This is a genomic window from Streptomyces sp. NPDC107562, assembly GCF_055657325.1.
The window spans coordinates 436,161-448,045 of the sequence record NZ_JBVKBE010000002.1 but is presented as its reverse complement, the minus strand read 5'-3'; the positions used below and the strand labels follow the sequence as shown (position 1 = coordinate 448,045).

Here is an 11,885-nt window from a genome sequence, read left to right as displayed (position 1 = left end):
CGTCGCGCTCAGGGCCGCTCTCCGCGCTTGACCTGCGGCTTGGGCAGCCGGAGTCGGCGCATCTGGAGGGAGCGCATCAGGGCGTAGGCGACCGCGCCGCGCCTGCTCTCGTCGGGGAAGCGCTCGGCCAGCCGCTTCTTCAGCCGGTATCCGGTGAGCACCGAGTCCAGCACGATCAGCACGATCACGACCAGCCACAGCAGCAGCGCGATGCTCTGCAGCGACGGCACCCGCACCATGCTCAGCACCAGGATGACCACGGCCATCGGCAGGAAGTACTCCGCGATGTTGAACCGCGAGTCGACGAAGTCGCGCGCGAAGCGGCGCACCGGGCCCTTGTCGCGGGCCGGCAGATACCGCTCGTCACCCCCGGCGAGCGCCTGGCGCTGCCGCTCCATGGCGGCACGGCGCTCCTCGCGCTGGCGCTTGGCGGCGTCCTTGCGCGTCATCGACGTATTGGCGACGCTGCGGCGCTGGGACTGGGCCGCACTGCGCTTGGGCGTCGGCCGACCCTTCGGGGCCTGCGGGTCACGGGGCTGCTGGGAGTCGGTCACCTGGGCCTGGGCGGCGATGGCGGCCTTCTCGTCTTTGGCACGGCTACGGAACACAAAACCCAAGGGTACGGGGTCCAGGGGCATGGACCCCAGTCCCGCGGGGAACGATCCCGCAACACCAGTCGTCTGTAAGGGGACAGAGGGGACGATGCGTACGCTCTCGGATCCCCCCGGATCCCTCGGGGCATACCCGGGGACCACCTACTCCCTACGCCGGAGCGGGAGCGCACTCAGTCGTCCTTGGGGATGAGCGCATCCGTCCCCGAACAGTGCGGTAATGGATGCAGGGCCCGTACTGTGGGTTCTGTCGCAGAGCTGGAGCCGGAGTCCGTCAGAAGGGGGCGCGCGAAGCCCATGAGCGGTGTCATGAAGCGTATGGGGATGATCTTCCGCGCGAAGGCGAACAAGGCCCTTGACCGGGCCGAGGACCCGCGCGAGACCCTCGATTACTCGTACCAGAAGCAGCTGGAGCTGCTCCAGAAGGTCCGCCGTGGCGTCGCGGACGTGGCCACCTCCCGCAAGCGCCTGGAACTCCAGCTGAACCAGCTGCAGACCCAGTCGACCAAGCTGGAGGACCAGGGCCGCAAGGCGCTGGCGCTGGGCCGTGAGGACCTGGCCCGGGAGGCCCTCTCCCGCCGCGCCGCCCTCCAGCAGCAGGTCACGGACCTCGAGACGCAGCACGCGACGCTCCAGGGCGAGGAGGAGAAGCTCACCCTGGCCGCCCAGCGCCTCCAGGCCAAGGTCGACGCCTTCCGCACCAAGAAGGAGACGATCAAGGCCACGTACACCGCCGCGCAGGCCCAGACCCGCATCGGCGAGGCCTTCACCGGCATCTCCGAGGAGATGGGCGACGTCGGCCTGGCCATCCAGCGGGCCGAGGACAAGACCGCCCAGCTCCAGGCGCGGGCCGGCGCGATCGACGAACTGCTCGCCTCCGGCGCTCTCGACGACCCCACGGGCATGGCGAAGGACGACATCCAGGCCGAGCTGGACCGCCTCTCCGGCGGTACGGACGTGGAGCTGGAGCTGCAGCGCATGAAGGCGGAGCTGGCCGGCGGCACCAGCGACCAGCAGGCCATCGAGGGCGGCAAGGACCAGCCCCGGTCGCAGCAGCAGCCGCAGGACACCCCGCGCTTCGACAAGCAGTAGTCACTCACCGGAGGGCGACATGATCGTACGGATCATGGGGGAGGGCCAGGTGAGGCTGGCCGACGGCCACCTCACCGAGCTGAACAAGCTGGACGACGAACTGCTGGCGGAGATGGAGAACGGCGACGGCCCCGGCTTCCGCCGCACCCTCCAGGCCCTCCTGACCAAGGTCCGTGAACTGGGCGAGCCCCTGCCGGACGACTCCCTGGAACCCTCCGAGCTGATCCTCCCCTCCTCCGACGCGACCCTGGAGCAGGTCCGCGAACTGCTCAGCGACGACGGCCTGATCCCCGGAGGCTGACGGACCGGACCGGGCCGGACGGCGCGAGCACCGTCGGCCCCCGTTCCCAGCCTCGCGGGGTACCCGTACCGTTGACAGCCGTGAGCACCCTCGAAAGCGCCCGGCGCCGTCTGAAGGCGCACCCCACGGCGCTGGACGCGGCGCTCGCGGCCGGCGTCCTGGTCTGCATGGTGGCGGGCTCCTTCGTGGACCCGCGCGACAAGCACGGCGTCGACTGGGTGCTGCGCACCCCGGACCCCCTCAGCCTCGTCCTCATGGTGCTCGCCGCGGGCGCCCTGGTGCGTCGCCGCCGCGCCCCGCTGCGGGTGCTCGCCCTCACCGGCTCCTTCGCGGTCGTCGAGTTCGTCACCGGCAACCCCAGGGCCCCGGTCGCCATGGCCGCCGTGGTCGCCCTCTACACCGTCGCCGCCACCACCGACCGCTCCACCACCTGGCGTGTCGGGCTGCTCACCATGACCGTGCTGACCGGCGCCGCCATGCTCGCCGGCCCGCTGCCCTGGTACGCCCAGGAGAACCTCGCCGTCTTCGCCTGGACGGGCATGGCCGCGGCCGGGGGCGACGCGGTCCGCAGCCGCAGGGACTTCGTGCAGGCCATCCGGGAGCGCGCCGAGAAGGCCGAACGCACCCGTGAGGAGGAGGCCCGCCGCCGGGTCGCCGAGGAGCGGCTGCGCATCGCCCGCGACCTGCACGACGTGGTCGCCCACCACATCGCCCTGGTCAACGTGCAGGCCGGGGTCGCCGCACACGTCATGGACAAGCGCCCCGACCAGGCCAAGGAGGCCCTCGCGCACGTACGTGAGGCCAGCCGTTCCGCGCTCAACGAGCTGCGTGCCACCGTCGGCCTGCTGCGCCAGTCCGACGACCCCGAGGCCCCGACGGAACCCGCACCGGGCCTGGACCGCCTCGAAGAACTCGTGGGCACCTTCCGCAGCGCCGGACTGCACGTCGAGGTCGCCCGCGCCGACCACGGCACCAGCCTCCCCGCCGCCGTCGGCCTGGCCGCCTACCGCGTCGTCCAGGAAGCCCTCACCAACGTCCAGAAGCACGCCGGAACGGCCGCCAGGGCCGAGGTCAGCGTTGTGCGAGTGGGCCAGAACATCGAGATCACCGTCCTCGACGACGGCTCCGGCGAGGACGACGGCCCCGTCTCCGGCGGCGGCCACGGACTGCTCGGCATGCGCGAGCGCGTCACCGCCCTGCGCGGCACCCTCACCACCGGTCCCCGCTACGGCGGCGGCTTCCGCGTGCATGCCATCCTGCCGGTCAAGACCCGCGCCGCCTCAGCGAAGGACCCCGCATGACGATCCGTGTCCTGCTCGCCGACGACCAGGCCCTGCTGCGCAGCGCCTTCCGCGTGCTCGTCGACTCCGAGCCCGACATGGAGGTGGTCGGCGAGGCGTCCGACGGGGCGGAGGCGGTGGAGCTGGCCAGGGAACGCCGCGCCGACGTCGTCCTCATGGACATCCGGATGCCCGGCACCGACGGTCTCGCAGCCACCCGCCTGATCAGCTCCGACCCCGACCTCACCCATGTCCGGATCGTCATCCTGACCACCTTCGAGGTCGACGACTACGTGGTGCAGTCACTGCGCGCGGGGGCCTCCGGCTTCCTCGGCAAGGGCTCCGAGCCGGAGGAGCTGCTCACCGCCATCCGGGTCGCGGCCGGCGGCGACGCGCTGCTCTCCCCGGCCGCCACCAAGGGCCTGATCGCCCGCTTCCTCGCGCAGGGCGGCGACGGCCACGACGGCGAGCGCGACCCGGCCCGCGCCGCGCGCCTCGACGCGCTCACCGTGCGCGAGCGCGAGGTGCTGGTCCAGGTCGCGGGCGGGCACTCCAACGACGAGATCGCCGAGCGTCTGGAGGTGAGCCCGCTGACGGTGAAGACGCACGTCAACCGGGCCATGGCCAAGCTGGGCGCCCGCGACCGGGCACAGCTCGTGGTGATCGCATACGAGTCGGGGCTGGTACGTCCGAGGGTGGACTGACGCCGGATCGCCGTACTGCGGCGGGAGTAGGCGCGGCCCGAGAAATGGACCCAGGGCCGACGGATCACCGTCCGGCGATGGCTCAGGGTGTAGGTACGGGCGCTCACGTGTGCCCGGTGCTTCCGCCCCAGGCCACAGAAGAGAGACGCTGACCCATGTCCTGGCTGTCGAGATTCAGCCTCGCGCAACGGGCCCTGATAGGGCTGATGTCGATCATCGCGCTCGCCTTCGGGGCGATCGCGATCCCGCAGCTCAAGCAGCAGCTGCTGCCCACCATCGAACTGCCCATGGTGTCGGTCCTCGCCCCGTACCAGGGCGCGTCCCCGGACGTGGTCGAGAAGCAGGTCGTCGAGCCCATCGAGGACAACCTCGAAGCCGTCGACGGCATCACCGGCGTCACCTCGACGGCGAGCGAGGGCAACGCCGTGATCATGGCGTCCTTCGACTACGGCAACAACACCGACCAGCTCGTCGCCGACGTCCAGCAGGCCGTCAACCGCGCCCGCGTGCAGCTCCCGGACGACGTCGACCCGCAGGTCATCGCCGGATCGACGGACGACATCCCGACCGTCGTCCTCGCCGTCACCTCCGACGAGGACCAGCAGGCGCTCGCCGACCGGCTGGACCGGACCGTCGTCCCGTCCCTGGAGGACATCGACGGCGTCGGCCAGGTCACGGTCGACGGCGTGCGCGACGTCCAGGTCTCCGTCACCCCCGACGACAGCGACCTGGCCCGGGCCGGCCTCACCGTCCAGAGCCTCGCGCATGCCCTCCAGGCGGGCGGCGCCACCGTCCCGGCCGGCTCCTTCGACGAGGACGGCAGCAACCGCACCGTGCAGGTCGGCGGCGCCTTCACCTCGCTGGCGCAGATCGAGAACCTGATGCTCACCGGGGAGGGCGTCAAGAAGCCCGTACGCCTCGGTGACGTCGCCGAGGTGACCGAGCGGCAGGCAAAGGCCGACTCCCTCACGCGCACCAACGGCAAGCCCAGCCTGGCCGTCGCCGTCACCATGGACCACGACGGCAGCGCGGTGGCCATCTCCCGGGCGGTCGAGGACAAGCTGCCCGAGATGCGCGCGGACCTCGGCTCCGGCGCGACCGTCACGGTCGTCAGCGACCAGGGCCCGGCGGTGTCCAAGTCCATCGAGGGCCTCACCACGGAGGGCGCGCTCGGCCTGGTCTTCGCGGTCCTGGTCATCCTGGTCTTCCTGGCCTCGATCCGCTCCACCCTGGTCACCGCGGTGAGCATCCCGCTCTCCGTCGTGCTGGCCCTGATCGTGCTGTGGACGCGGGACCTGTCCCTCAACATGCTCACGCTGGGCGCCCTGACCATCGCCATCGGCCGGGTCGTCGACGACTCGATCGTGGTGCTGGAGAACATCAAGCGCCACCTCGGCTACGGCGAGGAGCGCCAGTCGGCGATCCTGAACGCGGTCCGCGAGGTCGCGGGCGCGGTGACGTCGTCCACCCTCACCACGGTCGCGGTGTTCCTGCCGATCGGTCTGGTCGGCGGCATGGTGGGCGAGCTGTTCGGCTCGTTCTCGCTGACCGTCACGGCCGCCCTGCTGGCGTCGCTGCTGGTCTCGCTGACGGTCGTACCGGTCCTGTCGTACTGGTTCCTGCGGGCCCCGAAGGGCACCCCCGAGGACGCCGAGGAGGCGCGCCGCCTGGCGGAGGAGAAGGAGGCCCGCAGCAAGCTCCAGCGCTTCTACGTCCCCGTCCTGCGCTTCGCCACCCGGCGCCGGCTCACCAGCGTGGCCATCGCGGTCGTGGTCCTGCTCGGCACCTTCGGCATGGCGCCGCTGCTGAAGACCAACTTCTTCGACCAGGGCGAGCAGGCCGTCCTTACCATCAAGCAGGAGCTGAAGCCCGGCACCAGCCTGGCGGCGACCGACGCCGAGGCGAAGAAGGTCGAGCAGCTGCTCGCCGACACCGAGGGCGTCAAGGACTACCAGGTGACGGTCGGCTCCTCCGGCTTCATGGCCGCCTTCGGCGGCGGCACCGACACCAACCAGGCCTCGTACTCGGTGATGCTGGAGGACTCGGCGTCCTTCGAGGACGTCCAGGACAGCCTTGACGCCGGCCTGAAGAAGATCGACGGGCTCGGTACGACCACGATCGCGGCCGGTGACGGCTTCGGCAGCCAGGACCTCAGCGTCGTCGTGAAGGCGGCCGACGGGGACGTGCTGAACAAGGCCGCCGAGGAGGTCCGCAAGACGGTGGCCGGCCTGGACGACGTCACCGACGTCACCAGCGACCTGGCGCAGAGCGTCCCGCGCATCTCCGTGACCGCGAAGGACGCGGCGGCCACCGCCGGCTTCGACGACCAGAGGCTCGGCGCGGCCGTCGCCCAGGCGGTGCGCGGCACCACGGCGGGCAAGGCGACGCTGGACGACACCGAGCGGGACATCGTCATCACCTCGGCGAAGCCGGCCGACACCATCGCCGAGCTGCGCAGGCTGCCGCTGGGCACCGTGAAGCTCGGTGAGATCGCGACCGTGAAGCTGGTGGACGGCCCGGTCTCCATGACCCGGATCGACGGTCAGCGCGCGGCGACCATCACCGCCAAGCCGACCGGCGACAACACGGGCGCGGTCAGCACCGAGCTCCAGTCGAAGATCAACGCCCTGGACCTCCCGGCCGGCGCCACCGCCCAGATCGGCGGCGTCTCCGAGGACCAGGACGAGGCCTTCGCCAACCTGGGCCTGGCGATGCTGGCGGCCATCGCGATCGTCTTCATGCTGCTGGTCGCGACCTTCCGCTCGCTGGTCCAGCCGCTGATCCTGCTGGTCTCCATCCCGTTCGCCGCGACGGGCGCGATCGGCCTGCTGATCCTGACCGGCACTCCGATGGGCGTCCCCGCGATGATCGGCATGCTGATGCTGATCGGCATCGTGGTGACCAACGCCATCGTGCTGATCGACCTCATCAACCAGTACCGCAAGCAGGGGTACGGGGTCGTCGAGGCCGTGGTCGAGGGTGGCCGGCACCGGCTGCGCCCGATCCTGATGACGGCGCTGGCGACCATCTTCGCCCTGCTCCCGATGGCGCTCGGGATCACCGGCGAGGGCGGCTTCATAGCCCAGCCGCTGGCCGTGGTGGTGATCGGTGGCCTGATCAGCTCCACCCTGCTGACCCTGCTGCTGGTCCCGACGCTGTACGCGATGCTGGAGCTGCGCAAGGAGCGCCGCGCGAAGAAGCGGGCCGCCAAGCGGCAGGCGAAGACGCAGGTCCCGGCGGAGCCCCAGCCGGAGCCGGCGCAGGTCTGACAGGACGACGAAGGGGGCCGCACCCACGGGTGCGGCCCCCTTCACGTGCTTCGGTGCCGGCGGCTACGGCAGCGCCAGCATCCGCTCCAGCGCCAGCTTCGCGAACGCCTCGGTCTCCTTGTCGACCTCGATCCGGTTGACCAGGTTGCCCTCGGCCAGCGACTCCAGGGCCCACACCAGGTGGGGGAGGTCGATCCGGTTCATGGTCGAACAGAAGCAGACCGTCTTGTCGAGGAAGACGATCTCCTTGCCCTCGGGCGCGAAACGGTTCGCCAGCCGGCGGACCAGGTTCAGCTCGGTGCCGATGGCCCACTTGGAGCCGGCCGGCGCGGCCTCCAGGGTCTTGATGATGTACTCCGTCGAGCCGACGTAGTCGGCGGCCGAGACCACCTCGTGCTTGCACTCGGGGTGGACCAGCACGTTCACGCCGGGGATGCGCGCGCGGACGTCGTCGACCGAGTCGAGACTGAAGCGGCCGTGCACCGAGCAGTGGCCGCGCCACAGGATCATCTTCGCGGCCCGCAGCGCGTCGGCGGTCAGCCCGCCGTTCGGCTTGTGCGGGTTGTAGACGACGCAGTCCTCCAGGGACATGCCCATGTCCCGTACGGCGGTGTTCCGGCCGAGGTGTTGGTCGGGCAGGAACAGCACCTTCTCGCCCTGCTGGAACGCCCAGTCCAGCGCCCGCTCGGCGTTGGACGAGGTGCAGATGGTGCCGCCGTGCTTGCCGGTGAACGCCTTGATGTCGGCGGACGAGTTCATGTACGAGACGGGCACGACCTGCTCGGCTATGCCGGCCTCGGTCAGCACGTCCCAGCACTCGGCGACCTGCTCGGCCGTCGCCATGTCGGCCATCGAGCAGCCGGCGGCCAGGTCCGGCAGCACGACCTTCTGGTCGTCGCCGGTGAGGATGTCCGCGGACTCGGCCATGAAGTGCACGCCGCAGAAGACGATGTACTCGGCCTCCGGGCGCGCCGCCGCGTCCCTGGCCAGCTTGAAGGAGTCGCCCGTGACGTCCGCGAACTGGATGACCTCGTCGCGCTGGTAGTGGTGGCCGAGCACGAAGACCTTGTCGCCCAGCTTCTCCTTGGCCGCGCGGGCACGCTCCACCAGGTCCGGGTCGGACGGCGACGGCAGGTCACCGGGACACTCGACGCCGCGCTCGCTCCTCGGGTCGGCCTCCCGGCCGAGCAGCAGCAGGGCGAGGGGCGTCGGCTGTACGTCGAGCTCCTGGGTCTGGGCGGTGGTCACGACACACACCCTTTCTGTTCTGCGGCTCGCCGGTCCGGGGAGCCGGACCGGCGGGACATTCGGGACATCTTCTCGACTTTTCGTCGGAATGACGCTATCTATCATAACCGCTTCACGTCAGTTTGACGATGGCCATAGTGTCGGTGTGACGTGAATCCTGACACCTCGCTGTCGAACGGCGTTGCCCCGCTGTCCACGAGTGCTGTGCGCCCGCGAGGGCATGTGCGAGCATGAAGAGGGCGCCAAGGAGAAAGACCCGGGCCCGGCCCGGAATGAATCCGCGTCCCCGCCGGTTGCAACCGTCGGCAAGCAGTCTCCGTACAACCCGGGAGAGATGTAGATGTCCGTATCGGACGAGTCCACCACCGTCACCGACGGCATCATCGTGACCGACGCCGCCGCGTCCAAGGTGAAGGCGCTGCTCGACCAGGAAGGCCGTGACGACCTCGCCCTGCGCGTCGCCGTCCAGCCCGGTGGCTGCTCCGGCCTGCGCTACCAGCTCTTCTTCGACGAGCGCTCGCTCGACGGCGACGTGGAGAAGGACTTCGGCGGGGTCAAGGTCGTCACCGACCGGATGAGCGCTCCGTACCTGGGCGGCGCCACCATCGACTTCGTGGACACCATCGAGAAGCAGGGCTTCACGATCGACAACCCGAACGCGACGGGTTCCTGCGCCTGCGGCGACTCCTTCAGCTGAGCGGTCGCGTCACCCAGGCCACATGTGAAGGCGGCGGCCCCCTGCGAGGGGGCCGCCGCCTTCACATGTGCCAGGTCAGCCGGGCAGCCGGGCCCCCGGCTTCTCCAGCGGCACGGCCTTGCCGTCCGTGCCGACCACCTTCCGGTCACCGAGCGGCTCCGCCAACTGCACGGTCCGGTGCTGGACCTTGGCGATCAGGATGCAGACCTTGTCCTTCCACGGCTTCTCGGTCACGGTCACGGTCACCCGGCCGGGCGCCTCGACGGCCTTCGCCGTGTAGTCGGCGCAGACCCCGCCCGTGAAGCGCACGGTCAGTTCGCGGCCCTCGGCGGTGTAGCCCTCCACCCGGACGTTCCGGGTGCCCGTCCCGTCGCCCGGTTCGGACGGCCCGGGGCTGGGCCGCCCCTCCGGCGGGGCCGGGCTCAGGTATTTCGGGTCGATCGCCGGATAGGCCACCGTGTGGCTGTCCTGGGCCCCCGGCGGCCGCACCTCGAACAGCCAGGCCGGCACCAGCGCGGGCCGGGTGCCCACCGAGTGCGAGGCCAGCCCGAACACCGCGTCCTCGACGGCGATCCGCTCCCGCGGCACGCTGCTCGGCGCCTCCTCGCAGGGCGCCGCCGGCTGCTCGCCCTCCAGCGGCACGGGATCGGCGCAGCCGCCGATGCCGGCCCGCGGGGCGGTGTCCTGGGCTCCGTTCAGCAGCTCCAGCGTCCGCTCCGCGCTCAGCACGGGGTACGTGTCCCCCTTGTCCGGCGCGGTCAACTGGCCGTTCGCGGCGACCACCTCGCCCTGGGCGCCGACCGTGACGCCGGTGGGCCAGCCGTACGTGGGCAGCCCGCCGACCACCGGGTCGGCGTTCACCACGCGCCGGGCGCCGAGGACCAGGTCGGCGTCGACCTTGGCGGAGTCCTGCCCGACCGCCTTCAGGACGGGCGCGGCCGCCTTCCTCGCCGTCTCCTCGCTCACCGGCACGTCGGAGCCGGTGGCGGGAGCCTTGGCGCACACCGTGGTGCTCCGGCAGTTGTCCGTGCCGGGGCTGTGGCGATGGAACGTCCAGGTGCCGGGCGCCTCCCGGTTCACCTGGAGGCGCGGGCCCTGACCGTCTCCGCCCCCGATCCGCCAGGCCCCTCCTTCGGCGACGGGCTTCCCGTCGAGGCCGAGCGCGCCGGCGAGCCGCACCACGTCCTCCTCGGTGACCTCGTTCCTCGGCCAGTGCACGGCCGCCGAGCCGGGACCCTCCGGGAGGGCGCCGTCCGCCGTGTAGGTGACGCCGTGGGGGTCGGGCTCGCCCGGGGCGATGCCCTTGTCGCCGTCGGACGAGTAGCCGTCCAGGGCCAGCGGCGGGGGCGTCGCGGCTCGCGCCGGAGTGCCCGAACCGGAGCCCCCGACGGCCGAGGCCGCGAGGTAGGCACCGCCGCTTCCGGCCAGCAGGACGGCGGCGGCGACGGAGGCGACGACGGCGGGGGAGCGACGGCGGCCGAACCAAGAGCGGCCCGCGGCGACCGACCCGTGACCCGCCTCCTGCGCCCGCGAGTCGTCAGCGCCGGGCGCCGGCCCAGAGTCCGCATCCGGGGCTTCGGCGGCGTCCGCGTCGGGCGCCGGCCCGGAGTCCGCGCCCGGGGCTTCGGTGGCGTCCGCGTCGGGCGCCGGGCCAGAGTCCGCATCCGGGGCTTCGGCGGCGTCTGCGTCGGACGCCGGCCCGGAGTCCGCGCCCGGGGCTTCGGTGGCGTCCGCGTCCGGGGCCGGCGGCTCCTGGGGCTCGGCGGGGGCCTGGGCCTGCGGGCTGTCCGCGTCCGGCGCCGCTTCGGCGTTCGCCTCCGGGGCTTCCGCGTCGTCCGGCCGGGGGGCTTCGGTGGCGTCCGTGTCCGGCGCCGGCGGGTCCTGGGGCTCGGCGGCTTGTGCCTCGTCGGGGGCCTGGGCCTGCGGGCCGTCCGCCTTCGATGCTGCCGCGTCGTCCGGAGCCTGGGCCTGCGCGGCGTCGGGCGCCGGTCCAGAGTCCGCGTCCGGGGCTTCGGTGGCGTCCGTGTCCTGGGCCGGCGGGTCCTGGGGCTCGGCGGCTTGCGCCTCGTGGGGGGCCTGGGCCTGCGGGCCGTCCGCCTTCGATGCTGCCGCGTCGTCCGGAGCCTGGGCCTGCGCGGCGTCGGGCGCCGGTCCAGAGTCCGCCTCCGGGGCTTCCGTCTCGTCCGGAGCCTGGGCCTGCGCTCCGTCCGCGTCCGGTGCCGGTTCGGCGTCACCCTGCGAGGTCGGTACGACCTCTGTCTCACCCGTGACCTGCGCGTCCTGCTCGGCGGCGCCGGTCCCGGCCGCGACGCCGTCGTCGTTGTCGGGTCGCTCGGTGTTCACCGCATCGCTCCTTCGGCTGCACAGCTCACGCTGGTGGGTCGTGTCCCTTATCCCCTCCACGGGGGACAGCGATGGGACGCAGCAGGGGAGCGCGCGGTTCCCGCGCGAGCCGGCTCAGTCGCCGTAGTCGGACATCGCGTCCAGCAGACGGGCCGACCTCGGCGGCACGGTCACGCCGTGGATCAGCGACGGCGGGACCGGGCGGGCGGCGTGCCGGTCGGGAGCCGACCAGTGCGGCACCATCCGGGCGCAGTCGCTCCGCAGGGCGGCCAGGTCACCCTCCAGGTCGACAGGGGCGGAGACCGGAGCGTCGAGTTTCGTCATAGCGGCACCGTAGGCA

Annotated in this window: 10 protein-coding genes; 6 read left to right on the top strand and 4 right to left on the bottom strand. The window is 71.9% G+C overall.

Annotated features, from left to right (window positions below):
- Positions 1–8: 8 nt before the first annotated feature.
- On the bottom strand, positions 9–638 hold the full coding sequence (locus ACZ7LV_RS07855) for a DUF3043 domain-containing protein (RefSeq protein WP_471936851.1): 630 nt from the start codon (positions 636–638) through the stop codon (positions 9–11).
- A gap of 270 nt (positions 639–908) precedes the next feature.
- Between ACZ7LV_RS07855 and ACZ7LV_RS07850 the strand changes: the two genes are divergently transcribed.
- From ACZ7LV_RS07850 to ACZ7LV_RS07830, 5 genes are all read left to right on the top strand, one after another.
- Positions 909–1,703 (top strand): PspA/IM30 family protein, encoded by a 795-nt coding sequence (locus ACZ7LV_RS07850; RefSeq protein ID WP_471936849.1) that lies wholly within the window; start codon positions 909–911, stop codon positions 1,701–1,703.
- 19 nt (positions 1,704–1,722) lie between these two features.
- Entirely contained in the window at positions 1,723–2,004 is a 282-nt protein-coding gene (pspAA, locus tag ACZ7LV_RS07845) for a PspA-associated protein PspAA (protein WP_401676498.1), read from the top strand.
- 80 nt (positions 2,005–2,084) lie between these two features.
- A complete protein-coding gene (locus ACZ7LV_RS07840; RefSeq protein ID WP_471936847.1) occupies positions 2,085–3,305 on the top strand; it encodes a sensor histidine kinase in 1,221 nt (406 codons plus the stop codon).
- Positions 3,302–3,988, top strand: coding sequence for a response regulator (locus ACZ7LV_RS07835; protein WP_471936845.1), 687 nt, complete (start codon positions 3,302–3,304; stop codon positions 3,986–3,988). The genes ACZ7LV_RS07840 and ACZ7LV_RS07835 overlap by 4 nt, the downstream gene beginning before the upstream one ends.
- A 155-nt stretch (positions 3,989–4,143) precedes the next feature.
- Positions 4,144–7,257 carry an efflux RND transporter permease subunit gene (locus ACZ7LV_RS07830; protein WP_471936843.1) on the top strand — a complete coding sequence of 1,038 codons (3,114 nt, stop codon included), beginning with the start codon at positions 4,144–4,146 and terminating at the stop codon, positions 7,255–7,257.
- A 63-nt stretch (positions 7,258–7,320) separates the two neighbouring features.
- On the opposite strand, the gene nadA is transcribed toward ACZ7LV_RS07830, so the two are convergent.
- Positions 7,321–8,505 (bottom strand): quinolinate synthase NadA, encoded by a 1,185-nt coding sequence (nadA, locus tag ACZ7LV_RS07825; RefSeq protein WP_471936841.1) that lies wholly within the window; start codon positions 8,503–8,505, stop codon positions 7,321–7,323.
- A 340-nt stretch (positions 8,506–8,845) separates the two neighbouring features.
- Here nadA and ACZ7LV_RS07820 point away from each other — a divergent pair, with 340 nt between their 5' ends.
- Complete coding sequence (locus tag ACZ7LV_RS07820) at positions 8,846–9,202, top strand: HesB/IscA family protein (RefSeq protein ID WP_399887460.1); 357 nt, start codon at positions 8,846–8,848, stop codon at positions 9,200–9,202.
- A 75-nt stretch (positions 9,203–9,277) separates the two neighbouring features.
- On the opposite strand, the gene ACZ7LV_RS07815 is transcribed toward ACZ7LV_RS07820, so the two are convergent.
- On the bottom strand, positions 9,278–11,545 hold the full coding sequence (locus ACZ7LV_RS07815; protein WP_471936839.1) for a hypothetical protein: 2,268 nt from the start codon (positions 11,543–11,545) through the stop codon (positions 9,278–9,280).
- A 114-nt stretch (positions 11,546–11,659) separates the two neighbouring features.
- Positions 11,660–11,869 carry a hypothetical protein gene (locus ACZ7LV_RS07810; protein ID WP_471936837.1) on the bottom strand — a complete coding sequence of 70 codons (210 nt, stop codon included), beginning with the start codon at positions 11,867–11,869 and terminating at the stop codon, positions 11,660–11,662.
- Positions 11,870–11,885: the final 16 nt, after the last annotated feature.

Excerpts from the sequence above, each read along its gene's own strand:
- ACZ7LV_RS07855 (WP_471936851.1), bottom strand. The coding sequence starts at position 638 with ATGCCCCTGGACCCCGTACCCTTGGGTTTTGTGTTCCGTAGCCGTGCC.
- ACZ7LV_RS07850 (WP_471936849.1), top strand. The coding sequence starts at position 909 with ATGAGCGGTGTCATGAAGCGTATGGGGATGATCTTCCGCGCGAAGGCG.
- pspAA (WP_401676498.1), top strand. The coding sequence starts at position 1,723 with ATGATCGTACGGATCATGGGGGAGGGCCAGGTGAGGCTGGCCGACGGC.
- ACZ7LV_RS07835 (WP_471936845.1), top strand. The coding sequence starts at position 3,302 with ATGACGATCCGTGTCCTGCTCGCCGACGACCAGGCCCTGCTGCGCAGC.
- ACZ7LV_RS07830 (WP_471936843.1), top strand. The coding sequence starts at position 4,144 with ATGTCCTGGCTGTCGAGATTCAGCCTCGCGCAACGGGCCCTGATAGGG.
- ACZ7LV_RS07820 (WP_399887460.1), top strand. The coding sequence starts at position 8,846 with ATGTCCGTATCGGACGAGTCCACCACCGTCACCGACGGCATCATCGTG.
- ACZ7LV_RS07810 (WP_471936837.1), bottom strand. The coding sequence starts at position 11,869 with ATGACGAAACTCGACGCTCCGGTCTCCGCCCCTGTCGACCTGGAGGGT.